The sequence below is a fragment of the Roseomonas sp. GC11 genome (assembly GCF_024437745.1).
Taxonomy (GTDB): domain Bacteria; phylum Pseudomonadota; class Alphaproteobacteria; order Acetobacterales; family Acetobacteraceae; genus Pseudoroseomonas.
On sequence record NZ_JANFNY010000063.1, the window covers coordinates 14344 to 31817 of the forward strand.

The 17474-nt window shown below is 71.0% G+C and carries 16 protein-coding genes and 1 pseudogene; 11 read left to right on the plus strand and 6 right to left on the minus strand.

The features are described 5' to 3' along the window. Positions 1-23: 23 nt before the first annotated feature. The 8 genes from NON00_RS17845 to NON00_RS17880 all read left to right on the plus strand — a co-directional run bounded on the left by NON00_RS17845 (position 24) and on the right by NON00_RS17880 (position 6777). Entirely contained in the window at positions 24-569 is a 546-nt protein-coding gene (locus NON00_RS17845; RefSeq protein ID WP_256023811.1) for an SUF system Fe-S cluster assembly regulator, read from the plus strand. A gap of 10 nt (positions 570-579) precedes the next feature. Continuing rightward, positions 580-2079, plus strand: a complete 1500-nt coding sequence (gene sufB, locus NON00_RS17850) for a Fe-S cluster assembly protein SufB (RefSeq protein ID WP_256023813.1) — start codon at positions 580-582, stop codon at positions 2077-2079. Between the two features lie 125 nt (positions 2080-2204). Beyond that, the gene (gene sufC / locus NON00_RS17855) at positions 2205-2948 is read left to right on the plus strand and encodes a Fe-S cluster assembly ATPase SufC (RefSeq protein WP_256023815.1); all 744 of its coding nucleotides are present in this window, start codon (positions 2205-2207) and stop codon (positions 2946-2948) included. Further along, entirely contained in the window at positions 2945-4237 is a 1293-nt protein-coding gene (sufD, locus tag NON00_RS17860; protein ID WP_256023818.1) for a Fe-S cluster assembly protein SufD, read from the plus strand. Before sufC ends, sufD begins: the two co-directional genes overlap by 4 nt. 50 nt (positions 4238-4287) lie before the next feature. Beyond that, on the plus strand, positions 4288-5535 hold the full coding sequence (locus NON00_RS17865; protein WP_256023845.1) for a SufS family cysteine desulfurase: 1248 nt from the start codon (positions 4288-4290) through the stop codon (positions 5533-5535). After that, a complete protein-coding gene (sufU, locus tag NON00_RS17870; RefSeq protein ID WP_256023821.1) occupies positions 5535-6002 on the plus strand; it encodes a Fe-S cluster assembly sulfur transfer protein SufU in 468 nt (155 codons plus the stop codon). Before NON00_RS17865 ends, sufU begins: the two co-directional genes overlap by 1 nt. After that, positions 5995-6396, plus strand: coding sequence for an SUF system Fe-S cluster assembly protein (locus NON00_RS17875; RefSeq protein ID WP_256023824.1), 402 nt, complete (start codon positions 5995-5997; stop codon positions 6394-6396). Before sufU ends, NON00_RS17875 begins: the two co-directional genes overlap by 8 nt. A 15-nt stretch (positions 6397-6411) precedes the next feature. Beyond that, on the plus strand, positions 6412-6777 hold the full coding sequence (locus NON00_RS17880) for an iron-sulfur cluster assembly accessory protein (protein ID WP_256023826.1): 366 nt from the start codon (positions 6412-6414) through the stop codon (positions 6775-6777). Between the two features lie 164 nt (positions 6778-6941). Here NON00_RS17880 and NON00_RS17885 read toward each other — a convergent pair whose 3' ends face one another. From NON00_RS17885 to NON00_RS17910, 6 genes are all read right to left on the minus strand, one after another. After that, entirely contained in the window at positions 6942-7646 is a 705-nt protein-coding gene (locus NON00_RS17885) for a carbonic anhydrase (RefSeq protein WP_256023829.1), read from the minus strand. A gap of 159 nt (positions 7647-7805) precedes the next feature. Next, positions 7806-8798, minus strand: a complete 993-nt coding sequence (locus tag NON00_RS17890) for an MBL fold metallo-hydrolase (protein ID WP_256023831.1) — start codon at positions 8796-8798, stop codon at positions 7806-7808. 98 nt (positions 8799-8896) lie between these two features. Continuing rightward, positions 8897-10132: a class I SAM-dependent RNA methyltransferase gene (locus NON00_RS17895; RefSeq protein WP_256023834.1), complete on the minus strand. Its 1236-nt coding sequence runs from the start codon at positions 10130-10132 to the stop codon at positions 8897-8899. A gap of 124 nt (positions 10133-10256) precedes the next feature. Then, entirely contained in the window at positions 10257-11099 is an 843-nt protein-coding gene (locus NON00_RS17900) for a dienelactone hydrolase family protein (RefSeq protein WP_256023837.1), read from the minus strand. Positions 11100-11244: 145 nt separating this feature from the next. Then, positions 11245-12438 (minus strand): acyl-CoA dehydrogenase, encoded by a 1194-nt coding sequence (locus NON00_RS17905; RefSeq protein WP_256023839.1) that lies wholly within the window; start codon positions 12436-12438, stop codon positions 11245-11247. 178 nt (positions 12439-12616) lie between these two features. Next, complete coding sequence (locus NON00_RS17910; protein WP_256023848.1) at positions 12617-14359, minus strand: DEAD/DEAH box helicase; 1743 nt, start codon at positions 14357-14359, stop codon at positions 12617-12619. Between the two features lie 274 nt (positions 14360-14633). Here NON00_RS17910 and NON00_RS17915 point away from each other — a divergent pair, with 274 nt between their 5' ends. From NON00_RS17915 to NON00_RS17925, 3 genes and pseudogenes are all read left to right on the plus strand, one after another. Further along, positions 14634-15350: an alpha/beta fold hydrolase gene (locus tag NON00_RS17915; protein ID WP_370688733.1), complete on the plus strand. Its 717-nt coding sequence runs from the start codon at positions 14634-14636 to the stop codon at positions 15348-15350. Between the two features lie 302 nt (positions 15351-15652). Next, positions 15653-16747, plus strand: coding sequence for a glycosyl hydrolase family 8 (locus NON00_RS17920; protein ID WP_256023841.1), 1095 nt, complete (start codon positions 15653-15655; stop codon positions 16745-16747). Positions 16748-17080: 333 nt separating this feature from the next. Continuing rightward, positions 17081-17474: pseudogene (locus NON00_RS17925) on the plus strand (hypothetical protein); the annotation flags it as partial.

Here is a 17474-nt window from a genome sequence, read left to right on the forward strand (position 1 = left end):
GTCCGCTTTCAGGAGAGGTCCGCGTGTTGCGGCTGTCGAAACTGACCGATTACGCCGTCGTGGTGTTGTCGCGGCTGGAGGCCGAGGGCGGGGTGCAGACCGCGCCGGGCCTCGCCGCCGCCACCGGCATCGCCGAGCCGACGGTGGCCAAGGTGCTGAAGCATCTCGGGCATGCCGGGCTGGTCGAGGGGCTGCGCGGTGCCCGGGGCGGGTATCGCCTGGCGCGCCCGCTCTCGGCCATCCCGCTCTCCGACGTCATCTGTGCCATTGATGGGCCGATCGCGCTCACCGCCTGCGTCGATGGCGCCACCGGCGGCTGCGAGGCGGAAACCCTCTGCCCCGTGCGCGGCCGCTGGGACCCGGTGAACGAGGCCATCCGCGCCGCGCTCTCGGCCATCAGCATGGCCGACCTCGCCGGGCCGCGCGGCGGCTCGGCCCGCTGCCGCCCCGCTTCCGTGCTGTCCGCCCCCGCACTGTCTGCCCCTCCGCTTTCCGCCCCTCCGCTTTCCGCCCCTGCGCCTTCCACCCCTGCCGCTGCCATGGCGGCCTCACTGCCTGCCGCCGAGTAGGATCACCACCATGCCTGCCGTCACCGAGACCATCGACGCCGTCCAGTCGGTCACCCAGGGAACCTACAAGTACGGGTTCGAGACCGAGATCGACATGGAGTTCGCCCCCAAGGGGCTGAACGAGGACATCGTCCGCTTCATCAGCGCGAAGAAGGAGGAGCCGGCATGGCTCCTGGAGTGGCGGCTGAAGGCCTTCGCCCTGTGGAAGACGATGGAGGAGCCGCGCTGGCCCGCCGTCTCCTATCCGCCGATCGACTACCAGGATGCCTATTACTACGCGGCGCCGAAGCAGACGGTGAAGCCGAAGTCGCTCGACGAGGTCGATCCCGAGCTGCTGCGCACCTATGAGAAGCTCGGCATCCCGCTGAAGGAACAGGCCATCCTGGCCGGCGTCGAGGGCGCGGGGGAGACCCCGGCCGAGGGCGGGCGCATGCCGGTGGCCGTCGATGCCGTGTTCGACAGCGTCTCCGTCGCCACCTCCTACAAGGAGCGGCTGGCGAAGGAGGGCATCATCTTCTGCTCCATCTCCGAGGCGGTGCGCGAGCACGCGGAGCTGGTGCGCCAGTATCTCGGCAGCGTGGTGCCGCAGGGCGACAATTTCTTCGCCGCGCTGAACAGCGCGGTCTTCACCGATGGCAGCTTCGTCTACATCCCGAAGGGCGTGAAATGCCCGATGGAGCTGTCCACCTATTTCCGCATCAACGCCAAGAGCACCGGCCAGTTCGAGCGCACGCTGATCATCGCCGATGAGGGCGCCAGCGTCTCCTACCTGGAGGGCTGCACCGCGCCGATGCGCGACGAGAACCAGCTGCACGCCGCCGTGGTCGAGCTGGTCGCGCTCGACGATGCCAGCATCAAGTACAGCACGGTGCAGAACTGGTACCCGGGCGACGAGAACGGCAAGGGTGGCATCTACAACTTCGTCACCAAGCGCGGCGCCTGCCGCGGCCGCCGCTCCAAGATCTCCTGGACGCAGGTGGAGACCGGCTCCTCGATCACCTGGAAATACCCCTCCTGCATCCTCCAGGGCGATGATTCGGTGGGCGAGTTCTACAGCGTCGCCATCACCAACAACCGCCAGCAGGCCGATACGGGGACGAAGATGTTCCATATCGGCCGCAACACCCGCTCGACCATCGTGTCGAAGGGCATCAGCGCCGGCTTCGGCCAGAACACCTATCGCGGCCTGGTGAAGATCAGCCCGAAGGCCAGCGGCGCGCGCAACTTCACCCAGTGCGACAGCCTGCTGATCGGCGACCAGTGCGGCGCCCATACCGTGCCCTACATCGAGAACCGCTGCATGACGGCCAAGGTGGAGCACGAGGCGACGACCAGCCGCATCGCCGAGGACCAGCTCTTCTACTGCCGCCAGCGCGGCCTCTCGGAGGAGGATGCGGTGGGCCTCATCGTCAACGGCTTCTGCCGCGAGGTGCTGAAGGAGCTGCCGATGGAATTCGCCGTCGAGGCGCAGAAGCTGCTGCAGATCAGCCTGGAAGGCTCGGTCGGCTGAGGCCCGCCTCAGCCCTCCCCCCCGCCACCCGGCGAGATCCGCGAGACGAGATTCCGGCGCCCCCGCGCCGACTGCCAGAAGGGCGGCCCCCTGCCGCCCACCGAGGACGGAACTGGAATACGAAGATGCTGAAGATCGAAGGTCTGTGCGCCGAGGTCGAGGGCAAGCCGATCCTGAAGGGGATCGACCTGGAACTCCCCGCCGGCGAGATCCACGCCATCATGGGGCCGAACGGGGCCGGCAAGTCCACCCTCTCCTACCTGCTGGCGGGGCGCGAGGGCTATGAGGTCACCGGCGGCAGCGTCACCTTCCACGGCCAGGACCTGCTGGCCATGGAGCCGGAGGAGCGCGCGGCGGCCGGCCTCTTCCTCGCCTTCCAGTATCCGGTCGAGCTGCCGGGCGTCGGCAACGCCAATTTCCTGCGCACCGCGCTGAACGCCATCCGCCGCTCCAAGGGCGAGGCGGAGCTGGATGCCATGCAGTTCCTCAAGCTGGCGCGCACCCGCATGAAGGCGCTCTCCATGCCGGAGGACATGCTGAAGCGCGGCGTCAATGTCGGCTTCTCCGGCGGCGAGAAGAAGCGCAACGAGGTGCTGCAGATGGCGCTGCTGAACCCCAGCCTCGCCATTCTCGACGAGACGGATTCCGGCCTCGACATCGACGCGCTGCGCATCGTGGCCGATGGCGTGAACGCCATGCGCGGGCCGGGCTTCTCCTCCCTCGTCATCACCCATTACCAGCGCCTGCTCGACTATATCGTGCCGGACAGGGTGCATGTGCTGATGGATGGCCGCATCGTGCAGAGCGGCGGGCCGGAGCTGGCGAAGCAGCTGGAGGCCACCGGCTATACCGCGGTGCAGGCCGCATGAGCGCCGCCATGGTCCAGACGGCGGTCCAGACGGGGGCCGCGGGCTTCCTGCACCGCTATGAGGGGCTGCGCGCCCGGCTGCCGGGGCAGGGCCTGCCCTGGCTCGCGGCGCTGCGCGAGCGCGGCATCGCCGCCTTCCGCGCCCAGGGCCTGCCGACGCGCCGGGTCGAGGCGTGGAAATACACCGACCTCGCCCCCGTGGCGCAGGCCGCCTTCGAGGAGCCGCTGACCGCGGTCGATGGCGCGCTGGCCCTGCCGCGCGCGGCGGCGCCGAAGCGCGTCGTCTTCGTCGATGGCCGCTACCGCGCCGATCTCTCCGATGCCGGCGCGCCGGTGCGGAGCCTCGCCGCGCATCTGCCGGCGGCGGAAGGGCTGCTCGGCAGCGTCGCCCGCATCGACGACGTGCCGCTCGCCGCGCTGAACACCGCCCTGTTCGAGGATGGCGCGCTGATCGACCTCGGCCCCGGCGAGGATGGCGGGGTGGTCGAGATCCTCTCCGTGACCCTGGCGGAGCGGCCGGTGGCCGTGCATCCGCGCCACCTCGTCCGCCTGGCCGAGGGCGCGAAGCTGGTGCTGATCGAGCGCGCCTGGGGCCATGGCGGCAGCCGCGCCCTGCACAGCCCCGTTTGGGAATTCTCCGTCGGTGCCGGCGCGCATGTCACCCATGCCCGGCTCCAGCAGGAGGCGGCGGCGAGCCTCCACCTCGCCACCACCTTCGCCCGCGTGGCGGCGGGCGGCACCTATGACAGCTTCCTGCTGCATGCCGGGGCGAAGCTCGCGCGCTCGGAGGCGCATGTGGTGCTGGCCGGGCCGCGCGCCGCGGCGCATCTGAACGGCGCGCAGCTGCTGGCCGATGGCCAGCATGGCGACTGCACCACCTTCCTCGACCACGCGGCGCCGGATTGCCCGAGCCGCCAGACGGTGAAGACGGTGCTCTCCGGCAAGTCGCGCGGCGTCTTCCAGGGCAAGATCCATGTCCATCAGGTCGCCCAGCGCACCGATGGCTACCAGATGAACCAGGCCCTGCTGCTCTCCGACCAGGCGGAGATCGACAGCAAGCCGCAGCTGGAAATCTACGCCGACGACGTGAAGTGCAGCCACGGCGCCACGGTGGGCGCGCTGGACGAGACGCAGCTTTTCTACCTGCGCGCCCGCGGCATCCCCGAGGCGGCGGCCCGCGCCATGCTGATCGAGGCCTTCCTCCAGGAAGCCGTCGAGGCGGTGGCGGATGAGACGGCGCGCGCCGCCCTCGCCGAGGCCGTGGCCGGCTGGTGGGAGAAGGTGGCGTGAGCGGCGCGGCGGAAGCGCCGGCGGTCGCGGCCAGCGCGGCCGCGGCCAGCGTGGGGGCTGGCAGCGAGGCGGCGGGTGGCTTCGATGTCGCCCGCATCCGCCAGGATTTCCCGATCCTGTCGCAGAAGGTGCGGGGCAAGGATCTCGTCTTCCTCGACTCCGGCGCCTCCGCCCAGAAGCCGCGTGCCGTCATCGAGGCGATGACGCGCATGCTGGAAAGCCGCTATGCCAATGTGCATCGCGGCGCCTATTTCCTCTCCGAGAGCGCGACCGAGGCCTATGAGGCGGCGCGCCGCGCCGTCGCCGGCTTCCTCAACGCGGCGAGCGAGCGGGAGATCGTCTTCACCGGCTCCTCCACCGCCGCCATCAACCTCGTGGCGCACAGCTACGGGCGCGGCGTGCTGAAGCCGGGGCAGGCGGTGCTGGTCTCCGAGATGGAGCACCACGCCAACCTCGTGCCCTGGCAGATGCTCAAGGCCGCGCAGGGCATCGAGCTGCGCGTGGCGCGCGTCACCGAGGCGGGGGAACTCGACCTCGCCGATGTCGAGGCCAAGCTGGCCGATGGGCGGGTGGGGCTCTTCGCCGTCACCCACATGTCCAACGTGCTGGGCACGGTGACGCCGGCGGAGCGCCTCGCCCATCTCGCCCATGCGCATGGGGCGAAGCTGCTGCTCGACGGCTCGCAGGCCGCCGTGCACCGCCGTGTCGATGTGCAGGCGCTGGGCTGTGATTTCTACGTCTTCACCGGCCACAAGCTCTATGGCCCCACCGGCATCGGCGTGCTCTGGGCGCGCCTCGGCCTGTTGGAGCAGATGCCGCCCTTCCTCGGCGGTGGCGACATGATCAGCGAGGTGACGCTGGAGGGCTTCCTTCCGGCGCCCGTGCCGGCGAAGTTCGAGGCGGGCACGCCGCCGATCGTCGAGGCCATCGGGCTGCACGCCGCCATCGACTATGTGCAGGCCATCGGCATGCCCGCCATCGAGGCGCATGAGCGCCGGCTGGTGGACCATGCCATGGCGCGCCTCGCCCCCATCGAGGGGCTGAGGCTGCTCGGCCGGGCGCAGGATCGCGGCGGCGTCTTCGCCTTCGCGCTCGACAACGCGCATGCCCATGACCTGGCGACATTGCTGGACCGCGTCGGCATCGCCGTGCGCTCGGGCCGCCATTGCGCCGAGCCGCTGCACGCCCGATTTAACGTGGAGAGCACCTGCCGCGCCTCCTTCGGCCTCTACACCACGGAGGACGAGGTGGATTACCTCGCCGAGGCGCTGGGCAAGGCGCGGGAGTTCTTCCGCTGATGTTCGACGATCTGCGCGATCTCTACCAGGAAGTCATCCTGGACCATGGCCGCAAGCCGCGGAACTTCCGCCGGCTGGAGGAGGCCGACCGCGAGGGCCGCGGCGACAACCCGATGTGCGGCGACCGCATGCAGCTTTGGGTCAAGCTGGCCCCGGACGGGCGGCTGGCCGATATCGCCTTCCAGGGCAAGGGCTGCGCCATCTCCATGGCCAGCGCCAGCCTGATGACGGAGACGGTGCGCGGCAAGACCCCGGACGAGGCGCGCGAACTGGCCGGCAAGTTCCGCGAACTGGCGATGACCGGCCAGTGCCCCGAATGCGGCGCCAGCCTGGAGGAGGAGATGGAGCGCCTCCAGGTCCTGGGTGGCGTCGCCGAGTTCCCGAGCCGGGTGAAATGCGCGACGCTCGCCTGGCACACGCTGGTGGCCGCGCTGGATGGCAATGGCAAGGAGGCGAGCAGTGAGTGACGGCACCACCACCGAGGCACCCGCCGCCGCTGGGGCTGCCCCCCATGGCGCCCCCCATGGGGCATGGACGCCGGAGGGCGAGACCGCGCCGCGCCTCTCCGAGGATGCGGTGATCGGCGCCATCGCCACCGTCTACGACCCTGAGATCCCGGTGAACATCTACGAGCTTGGCCTCGTCTATGCGCTGGAACTGGGCGAGGCGGGGGCGGTGAAGGTGGAAATGACGCTCACCACCCCTTCCTGCCCCTCGGCCCAGGAGCTGCCGGGGCAGGTGGAGGAGGCCATCCGCGCCCTGCCCGGGGTGAAGGATGTGGCGGTGGAAATCGTCTGGGACCCGCCCTGGGACCCCTCGCGCATGAGCGAGGATGCCCGGCTGGCCCTCAATATGTTCTGAACCCCGGAGGATCGCATGAGCACCACGACTGCCCCGCGTGCCGCCCGTGCCCTGCCGCCGCTGATGCAACTGTCCGATGCGGCGGCGGAGCGGCTGCGCGCCCTCTATGCCGGCGGCCAGGAAGGCCGGCTGCTGCGCATCGCCGTCAAGACCAAGGGCTGCTCCGGCATGGCCTATGACCTGAGCTGGACCGACAGCCCGGCGCCGAGCGACGAGGTGATCACCGACAAGGGCCTCACCGTGCTGGTGGACCGCAAGGCGACGCTGTTCCTGATCGGCACCATCATGGATTACGAGGTGAAGGCGATGTCCGCCGGCTTCACCTTCACCAACCCCAATGAGAAGGGCCGCTGCGGCTGCGGCGAGAGCTTCCACGTCTGAGCGGCTGTTCGCGTTGTCCTGAGAGGGGCTTTGCCCCTCTCAGCCCTGCAAGGCAGCGCCTTGCAGCCACCAAAGGCCTGAGGCCTTTGGAAACCCAACGGAAGGCGGGTGCAGGGGACCCTGTCCCCTGCTGGGGGTTGAGGGGGCAAAGCCCCCTCAAGGCTTCAGCCCTCCAGCCACTCCACCTTGCCGTCCTCCAGATTGTAATAGGCGGCGGCGACGCGCAGTTTGCCATCCTTCACCAGCGGCGCGAGGCTGGATTCCCCCTCGCGCAGGCGCCTGGCGGTGCGGCGGGCATGGGCGCGCACCGTCTGGTCCAACAGGTCGCCCCCGGCGGCGCGGGCCTCGGGCACGGCGGCCAGGATGGGGTCCACCATCGGCTCCAGCGCGCCGGGCAGGGCGGCGCCCTTCTCCGCCACTTCCAGCGCCGCGCCGACGGCGCCGCATTTGGCGTGGCCCAGCACCACCACCAGCGGCACGCCCAGCGCCAGCACCGAATATTCCAGGCTGCCCAGCCCGGTGGGGGAGAGGGTATTGCCCGCCACGCGGGTGACGAAGACCTCGCCCAGCCCGGCGGAGAAGGTCAGTTCGGGCGAGACGCGGCTGTCGGCGCAGCCGAGGATGGCGGCGAAGGGCGCCTGCCCGCCGCTCAGGGCGTGGCGGCGCGCGGCGGAAATATCGGGGCGGGTGGCGTCATCGGCGACGAAGCGGCGGTTGCCCTCCTGCAGCCGCGCCAGGGCCTGGGCCGGGGTCAGCTCGGTCTTTGGCAGGCCACCGGCGGCGCGGGCCGGGCGGAAGGGGGCGAGCGCCACCGCGGCGCAGGCGGCGCAGAACATCCCGCCCAGGTGGCGGCGCGAAAGCTGGGTCATCGGCAAGGCTCCGAAAGGAAGGCGCCGCATCCTTCCCAGCCCCTGCTTAACGCCGCCTGAACCCGTCAGCCTCCTGATGGCGGGGTCCCCAAAGGAGATATGGGGGGACCCTGTCCCCCCGGCGGAGGGGTGCGGGGAGGCGGCGCCTCCCCGCCGCGTTCAGATGGCGCTGCTCCAGGGCGCCGGCACCAGCCGGTAGCCGCTGCCTTCCTTCACGACATGGCCATTGGCCGGGAAGGGGAAGTGATACCCGACGCAGCGCACCCGGTCCGTCGCCACCTGGTCGAACAGCCGGCGCCGGGTGGCCTCGGCCATCGGGGCATCCATGTCGAAGATCAGGTGCCAGCCCGGATTCTCCAGGTTGAAGGTCGGATGATTGGTGACATCGCCCAGGATCATCACCTGCGCATCGCCATCGGCCAGGAGGTAGCTGGTATGCCCCGGCGTGTGCCCGAAGGTGGCGATGGAACGGATGCCCGGCGCCACCTCCGCCCCCGGCGCGATGCGGCGGATCCGCGCCTGATAGGGCGCGAAGCGGCGGCGCACATTGGCGAAGGCCCCCTTCATGGCCTCCGGCGCGCGGCTGGCCTCGCCCTCATCCATCCAGAAGGCCCATTCCGGTTCCGGCACCACGATCTCGGCATTGGCGAAGACGGGCTTGCCCTCGGCATCGGTCAGGCCGGTGATGTGGTCGCCGTGGAAATGCGTCATGACGATCAGCGTCACCTGCTCCGGCGCCAGACCGGCGGCGCGGAGATTGGCGGGGATATTGCCCGCCGTGGCGCCGAGCTGCCCGCCCGTGCCGGTGTCGAACAGCACCAGCCCCTGCGGCGTCTCCAGCACGGTGACGGTGTAGGGGATGTCCAGATGCGCGGTGGGCATGAAGGCGCCGCGCAGGGCGGCCTCCACGGCGGCGGGCTCGGCGTTGCGGACGAAGCCCTGGGCCGGGTTGGGGCGGCGGCCGAAGCCGTCATTCACCACCGTCACCACCCGCCCGCCGAGGCGGAAGCGGTAGAAGCCCGGCGCCTGGAATGGCGTGGCGGGGGAGGGCGCGGCTGCGCCCTGGGCCTGATTCTGGGCTAGGGCCGGCAGCGCCGGGGCCAGCGCGGCGGCGGCGCTGGCGGTGAACAGGGTGCGTCGGTCGAAGCTCATCCTCATCCCTCCCTTGGGCGCGGGGCTGCGCCGTGCAGAGGGTGGGGGCTCTGCCGCTCCGGTCAAGCGTCCTGGCCGGTTCTTCCGCGCGCGCGGCGCTATTTCCCGCGCGCGAAGACCACCACCGCCTCCAGCTGCGTGGACCACAGGAACTGGTCGATCGGCGTCGCCCGCGCCACGCGGAAGCCGGCGGCGTGCAGCAGCTTCGCATCCCGCGCCAGCGCCACCGGGTTGCAGGAGACATAGATGATGCGGGAGAGCGTGCTTTTCGCCAGGGCCGGCATCTGCTCAGCGGCGCCGGCGAAGGGCGGGTCCAGCACCAGGGCGGCGTAGCCCTCCAGCTCCTTCACCGCCAGGGGCTGGCGCACGAGGTCGCGCCGCGTGGCGGTGACGCGCCCGCCCGCCTTGCGCGCCGCCGCGTCCAGCGCCGCCACGGCCTCCGCCGCGCCCTCGAAGGCCACCACCCGCGCCTTCTCCGCCAGCGGGAAGGAGAGGGTGCCAAGCCCGGCATGCAGCTCGGCGATGCGGGCCTTGCCCGTCAGCTTCGGCAGGCCCTCCAGCACGGCGGCGATGATGGCGGCCTCCCCCTGCGGCGTGGCCTGGAGGAAGGCGCCCGGCGGCGGCGCCACGCTCACCCCGGCGAAGCGGAGGGAGACGGGGCCAAGCTGCGCCAGCGTCTCGGTGGCCTGGCCCTTCAGCGGCCCGCCGGCGATGCGCGGCAGGCCATGCCGCGCGGCGAAGGCGGCCAGCGTGGCGCGCTCCTGCGTGCCGGGGGTGCCATCCAGCCGCAGCAGCAGGTCCGGCCCGCTCTCCAGCAGGTTCAGCACGGCCGAGCCCTCCCGCCGGAAGGCCGGCAGGCCGCGCAGCAGCGCCCGCAGCGGGTCGAACAGCGCCACCAGCGCCGGGTCCAGCACGGCGCAGCGCGTCAGATCCTCCACCGCCGCGCCGCCGCGCGCGTGGAAGCCCAGGATGACGCTGCCATCCGGCCGCCGGCGCAGCGCCAGATCCGCCCGGCGGCGGGTATCGGCGGGGGTGGTGCGGGTCTCCTCCACCGGGGCGCCGTGGAAGCCGGCGCGGGAAAGCGCCTCGGCCAGACGGTCGCGCTTCCAGGCGGCATAGGGGGCCAGGGACCAGTGTTGCAGCGCGCAGCCGCCGCAGGGGCCGAAATGCGGGCAGGCGGGGGCGACCCGGTCGGGGCTCGGGGTCAGCACCACGGGGCCATCCGGGCGGACCACCTCACCCGGGAGGACGCCCGGGATGTAAAGCCGCCCGCCATCCGGCGCCGTCGCCACGCCATCGCCGGCGGCGCCCAGCGCCTCGATCGTTACCTGCACGGGAAGAGATTCCTTGAGAAAAGAAGAGGCAAGGGGGGCTTTGCCCCCCTTGGACCCCCCACCAGGAAACCGGGTTTCCTGGACCTGCCGGCAGATGGCCGCTCGCAGGGGGGCGCGTCAAGCCTCAGCGCGGGGCCAGGCTGCGGGCAAGGAAGGCGCGGACGCGCCGGAAACTATCCTCGGCGGCGGCGGCGTCATACTGCATGGCGTGGCCTTCCGAGCTGCGGCGCTGCGTCAGGGTCGGGTTGTCGAAGCTGTGCACCACGCCAGGATAGGTCTGCACCGTCACGTCCTTCCGGCCGACAAGCGTGGACTGGAAGCTGCGGCAGGTGCGGGCGGGGTAGCTCCAGTCGTCATCCTCCCCGGCCAGGGCGAGCATGGGGATATCGCCCTGCCGCGCCGGCTCGCGGCAGGGGCCGTAATAATTCACCACCGCGCGGATCAGGCCGCCGGACTGCGCCTCGAACTCGCGCAGGGCCAGGGTGGCGGCGGTGGCGCCGCCATGCGAATTGCCGAGAACGCCAATGCGCCCGGCATCCACCCGCGGCACCGCCGCCAGCCAGCGCGCGGCGGCGATGGCATCCCCCGCGCGGTCGAAGCGCGTCACCAGCGGCTGTTTGTCAGGCGGGCAGACGCTGCCGGTGCCGCGCGGCTTCAGGCTGTCCACCGTCAGGCTGCCATAGCCCCATTCCAGCAGGCGCTTCGCCCAAAGGGTCTGGTTGGAGCCAAGCCCGCCACAGCCATGCAGCAGGATGACCACAGGGTGCGGCCCAGGCCCGGGCGGCAGGCGCAGCCAGCCGGGCAGGGGCTGCGGTGCGGTGCGCGCACCCGCCACCGGCACGGGCGGGATCTGCACCGGGCCATCGCCCTGGACGCTCTGCGGCACGGTCTCGGCGGAGGAGTATTCGGCAGGCGCGGCACAGGCGGCCAGCAGGGCGGCCAGCAGCAGGAGAAGGCAGCGAGGCATGGAGAGACCCGGGCGGCAAGGGAGGCCCAGGCTAGGAAAATTCAGGGGAGAAGGGAGGGGTTCTTTTTTGAAAAAAAGAACCAAAAAACTTTTTCCGGTTGGCGTCCCGCCTCAGGCCTGAAGCGGGACGCCAAGCTGAAAAAAATTAGCTGCCGAAGGCGTTCAGCCCGGTCTGCGCGCGGCCGAGGATCAGCGCGTGCACGTCATGCGTGCCTTCATAGGTGTTCACCGCCTCCAGATTCATGACGTGGCGGATGACATGGTACTCATCGGCGATGCCGTTGCCGCCATGCATGTCGCGGGCGACACGGGCGATGTCGAGCGCCTTGCCGCAGGAATTGCGCTTGCAGAGGCTGATCATCTCCGGCGCCACGCGGTGCTCGTCGAAAAGGCGGCCGAGGCGCAGCACGGATTGCAGGCCAAGGGTGATCTCGGTCTGCATGTCGGCCAGCTTCTTCTGGATCAGCTGGGTGTTGGCCAGCGGGCGGCCGAACATCTTGCGCTCCATGGTGTAGGAGCGGGCGGCATGCCAGCAGAACTCGGCGGCGCCGAGCGCGCCCCAGGCAATGCCATAACGCGCGCGGTTGAGGCAGGAGAACGGACCCTTCAGCCCCTTCACATCCAGCCTGTTCTCCTCGGGAACAAACACCTCCTCCATCATGATCATGCCGGTGATGGAAGCGCGGAGGGAAAACTTGCCCTCGATCTTCGGCGCGGTCAGGCCCTTCATGCCCTTCTCAAGCACGAAGCCGCGCACATCGCCGGCATCGTCCTTCGCCCAGACGACGAAGACATCGGCGATCGGGGAATTGGTGATCCAGGTCTTGGAGCCGGAAACCAGGTAGCCGCCATCCACCTTGCGGGCGCGGGTGCGCATGGAGGCGGGGTCGGAGCCGGCATCCGGCTCGGTCAGGCCGAAGCAGCCGACGAGCTGGCCCTTCTGCATGCCCGGCAGCAGGCGGTCCTTCAGCGCGGCCGTGCCATAGGCCCAGATCGGGAACATGGCGAGGGAGGACTGCACCGAGAAGGCGGAGCGATAGCCGGAATCGACACGCTCCACCTCACGCGCGATGAGGCCGTAGGAGACGTAGTTGACGCCGGCGCAGCCATGGCTGTCGAGCGTGGCGCCGAGGAAGCCCATCTCGCCGAACTCGTTCATGATCTCCCGGTGGAAGATCTCATGCCGGTTGGCTTCGAGGACGCGGGGGAAGAGCTTTTCCTGGCAGTACTGATGCGCCGCGTCGCGGATCATGCGCTCATCTTCGGTGAGCTGGTCCTCCAGCAGCAGCGCGTCTTCCCAGACGAAGGACGGCTTGGCGGGCGGGGTCACGGCGTTCATCGCGTTTCTCTCCTGCGGGCACCCATCCGGGGCGGGCGCCGACTCGGCGGCTGAGGGTCAGGCGCGGAGATTGGCGCGGATGGCTCCGGCGGGCAATTTCTTGTCCATGGGCGCGGCCATGGGGCGCATGGCGCGCGGAAGTGCCCCGCCCCGTGCTGGACGGGGCGGGGAAGCGGCCTCAGGCGGCCTCGGCGCCGTTCTCGGGCACCGTGGCGGCCGAATCGGCGGGCGCGGTATCGCGCTGCGGGCGGGGAATCGGGATCAGCATGAAGGCCGGGATGGCATCGCCGAAGCCCAGCACCGGCGGGCCCAGATCCTCGCGCTCGCGGCGGCGGTCGTCACGCCGGTCCTCGCGGTATTCGCGGCGGGGGCGGTCCTCACGCGGCGGGCGGGCCTCGTCGCGATATTCGCGGCGCGGGCGCTCCTCCCGCGGCGGGCGGCTCTCCTCCGCCTCGGCGCGGCGCTCTTCACGGAGGGGGGCCTCGCGGAAGGGCGCGTCGCGCGGGGCTTCGCGCGGCGCCTCGTCGCGGTCGCGGCTCTTGTTGAGGCCACGGCGGGCGACTTCCTTGCCCTCGCGCCGGCTGTCATCCCGGCGGCCTTCGTCCCGGCGGCCATCGCGGCCCCCGTCGCGCCCGCCATCACGGCCCCCATCGCGACCACGCCCACCCTTGGCGGGCTCCGGCCGGTGGCGGCCACGGCCACCCTTGGGCGAGGCGGCAGCCTCGGCCAGTTCCTCGGCGCTCACCACGTCCAGCCCGGCGATCTCGATGCGCGGGATGGGCTTGCCGGTCAGCCCCTCGATGGCGGAGACGAGCTTCACGTCATCGGCGGTGGCGATGGTGTAGGCATGGCCCTCGCGCCCGGCGCGCCCGGTGCGGCCGATGCGGTGGACATAATCCTCATCGCGGAAGGGCACGTCGAAATTGAAGACGTGGCTCAGCCCGCCAATGTCGATGCCGCGCGCCGCGACGTCGGAGCAGACGAGGAGCTGGAGCTCGCCCGCCTTGAACTTCTCCAGCGTCTGGAAGCGCACCGACTGCGGCAGGTCACCATGCAGGGCGCCGGCCTTGAAGCCGTGCTTCGTCAGGCTCTTGTGGAGGATGTCCACATCGCGCTTGCGGTTGCAGAAGATCAGCGCGTTCTGGACGTCCTGGCTGCGGATCAGCCGGCGCAGCGCCTCGCGCTTGTCATGGTGCTGCACATAGGCCAGCCCGGTGGTGATGGTGGTCGCCACCGAGGCCGGCGGCGCCACCGTGATCTCCTTCGGGTTGGAGAGGAAGGCATCGGCCAGCTTGCGGATTTCCGGCGCCATGGTGGCGCTGAAGAACAGCGTCTGGCGCAGCGGCGGCAGCAGGGAGACGATGCGCTCGACATCGGGGATGAAGCCCATGTCCAGCATGCGGTCCGCCTCGTCGATGACGAGGACCTTGCAGTCCGCCAGCATCACCCGCCCGCGCTCGAACAGGTCGAGCAGGCGGCCGGGGGTGGCGATCAGCACATCGACGCCCTGGTTCAGCGCCTCGGTCTGGTCCGCCATGCTCTCGCCGCCGATCAGCAGAGCATGGTTCAGCTTCATGTGCTGGCCATACTTCACGAAGTTCTCGGCGACCTGGAGCGCGAGTTCGCGCGTCGGCTCCAGGATCAGGCTGCGCGGCATGCGGGCCTTGGCGCGGGAGCCGGCCAGGATGTCCATCATCGGCAGCACGAAGCTGGCGGTCTTGCCGGTGCCCGTCTGTGCGCAGCCCAGCACGTCGCGCCCCATCAGGACGACCGGGATGGCCTGTTCCTGGATCGGGGTGGGGTGGACATAGCCCGCCTCGGCGACGCCGCGCAGCAGCGCCTCGGAGAGGCCCAGATCCTCGAAGACGGGGCGCGGCGGCGCGGCCTCTTCCGGCGCGGAGGTCTCGGCCGGGGGCGTCATGGCATCGGAAAGCTCGGTCTCGGCCACGCGGGGCGCGGTCACGTCAGGCTGATCGCTCAAGGGCAGTCGGTTCCTTCGCCGGCTGGCGGCGGGATAGGGGCCGGCCCGCCACGCGAAACCCGCGCGGCGCGTCTGCCGGCCTGCGATTGGGGCATATGCGCCCCTCGCACCGGATTGGCAAGGTTTTCCCCGCATGCGCCCGTGGCAGTTGCGATGCCGGCCACGGCGCCCCGCCCGTTGCGGCCTGGTGGGGGGAGGCGTAACAGCCGGCCTCATGCCCCAGCTTTCCGCCCCCCCGCCGCATGACCTGCTGCTGCTGCCTGGCCTGCTCTGCGATGCCCGGCTCTGGCGCGACATCATCCCGCCGCTTGCGGGTCTGGCCCGCTGCCATGTGGCCGACCTGACGCAGGATGACACGCTGCGCGGCATGGCGCTGCGCGCGCTGGAAGGGGCGCCGCCGCGCTTCGCCCTGGCCGGCCTGTCGATGGGGGGCTATGCCGCGCTCGAGATCCTGCGGCTGGCGCCGGAGCGGGTGACGCATCTCGCCCTGTTCGACACCTCCGCCCGGGCGGACAGCCCGGAGGCGGCGCGGCGCCGGCGCGGGCTGATGGCGCTGTCGCGCAGCGGGCAGTTCCGTGGCGTCACGCCGCGCCTGCTGCCCAGCCTGCTGCACCCGGATGCGGTGGAAGGCCCGCTCGGCCATGAGGTGCGGGCGATGGCCGACCGTGTCGGGCATGATGCTTTCCTGCGCCAGCAGATGGCCATCCTGCACCGCCCCGATTCCCGCCCCCTGCTGCCCGGCATCGCCGTGCCCACCCTGGTGGCGGTGGGGGAACAGGATGTGCTGACGCCGCCCGAACTGTCCGAGGAAATGGCGGCGGCCATTCCGGGGGCCGTCCTGGCGCGCATCCCGCAGGCAGGGCATCTGCCGACGATGGAGCAGCCCGGGGCCAGCGCGGCGCTGATGCACGATTGGTTGAAGAGAAGCTGAAGGTCGTTCTTTTTTGAAAAAAAGAACCAAAAAACTTTTTTCAGCATGGCGCCCCGCCGTGCCGGGAGTCCGCGGCAGCCTGAAAGAAAGTCTTTTTGTTTCTTTTTCTTCAGAAAAAGAAGAATTTCACAAAAAATAAAACACCTCTCTCCGGATGCCGCAGGCTTGATGCAAAAGCCGGGGCGCTGCCGCCGGTGTTGGTGGCGCCCGGCCCAGGAGGGTGGGCGCGCCTGGGGCCGGGTGGGCGGCTGAGGCACCGGCCATCAAGCCTCGGGCAAGGGGCGGGGCGGCACGCTGCCATCATGCGCTGCCTCGCCCGACGCCATTTTCTGGAACGGGGGCTGGCCTCCGCCCTGCTGGCCGGCGCTGGTCCTGGCGGTGGTGCGGCGGCGGCCACGCTGTCCGGCATTCCGCAGCCCGGTGCGGAGCCGGATGCCGCGCTGCTGGCCGGCTGGGCGCAGTTCCGCCAGGGTTTCCTGCTGCCCGAGGGGCGGGTGGTGGATACCGGCAACCGCGCCGTCTCCCATTCCGAGGGGCAGGGCTGGGCCATGTTCTGCGCCGAGCGCGCGGCGGACCGGGCCAGCTTCGACCTGCTCTGGAACTGGACGCGGCGGGTGCTGTTCCGGCCGCAGGACCACCTGCTGGCCTGGCGCTTCGTGCCCGACTCGGCGGACCCGGTGCCGGACCGCAACAACGCCACTGATGGCGATCTCTTCGCCGCCGCCGCGCTGCTGCTGGCCGGGCGGCGCTGGCAGGATGCCGCCTATAGCGAGGCCGGCGCCGCCATCGCGCGGGATGTGCTGCGGCTGCTGCTGCGGCAGGTGGCGGGCAGCACCGTGCTGCTGCCTGGCATGCAGGGCTTCGAGGAGGCCGAGCATGTGGTGCTCAACCCCTCCTACTACGCCTTCCCGGTGCTGGGGGTGCTGGCGCGGGCGGTGCCGGACCCGGCCTGGCTGGCGCTGGCGGCGGATGGGCTGCGCCTGCTGCGCCGGGCGCGCTTCGGCCGCTGGGGCCTGCCGCCGGACTGGCTGCAGCTGCACCGCGCGGATGGCGCCATCAGCCTGCCGGTGCGCTGGCCGGCGCGCTTCTCCTACGATGCGGTGCGGGTGCCGCTGTATCTGTGCTGGGCGGGGCTGGCGGGGGAGCCCGCGGTGCTGGCCGCCGCGCGCTTCTGGGGGGATCCGTCGCACGCGCATTGGCCCGCCTGGGTCGATCTCCAGAATGATCGGATCGGCCCTTATCCCGCTTCCGCCGGCATCCGCAGCCTGGCCGCGATGGTGCTGCGGCAGGCCGGGCTGCGCGGCCGGGAATCCCCATTGCCGAGTTCGATGCGGGATGATTACTATTCCTCCGTCTTAAAATTGCTCACGGCGGCATCAGAACCAAAAAAGACGTAGAGAAAAAATTTAGAGACAGTCCGGGGGGTAGATCGGAGGTTTCGCGCGGGCGGCCAAGAAGGCATTCTACTGCCCGTTAAAGGAGTTCGGCGGCGTATGGGTCAGGACATCGATGTCGCCAGGGTTGTGGCCGCGCTGCGGGCGCCTGGCATCCGGTATCGCTCATTTGGCAATCAGCCCGTCCGCGCGGAGCCTGATGCGCCTGTTCCTTCCCTGCGCCAGGCTCTCGCCAGCTTCGCCGCCGAAGCAACCGCCACAACCTCTGCGGGTATGGTGCCGCAGGAGGTTGTGGCGCCGGGGCCTGCCCCGGCCGCGCCCCGCGCGGCGGCCGTGATGGACGCGCCCGTGGCGTCTCCGGTGCCGTCTCCGGCGCTGCCGCTCGCCACGGCCCTGGCGCTTCCCACAGCCCGTCCCGCGGTGGCCCCGGCCTCGCCGCTGTCGCAGATCCTGGCGCCCCTCGCGCCCACGCCTGGAGGCGTGGCGGCGCAGCCGGCCGCCCCGGCCTTCTCGCCCGCCTCGGTGCCGTCCGTGACGCCGCTGGCCACGCTGCTGGCCGGCCTGCCGGGCGGTGCCCCGGCGCAGCCCGCGCCCCAGCCCGTGCCGCCGCCGCCCCTGGCCATGCTGGCGCAGCCCGTGGCCCAGCCTTCGGCGGCGCCCGTGGCCCAGCCTCCGGCGGCGCCCCTGCTGGCGGGCTGGCCCCTGCCGCCGCCCGCCGCGCCTGCACCAC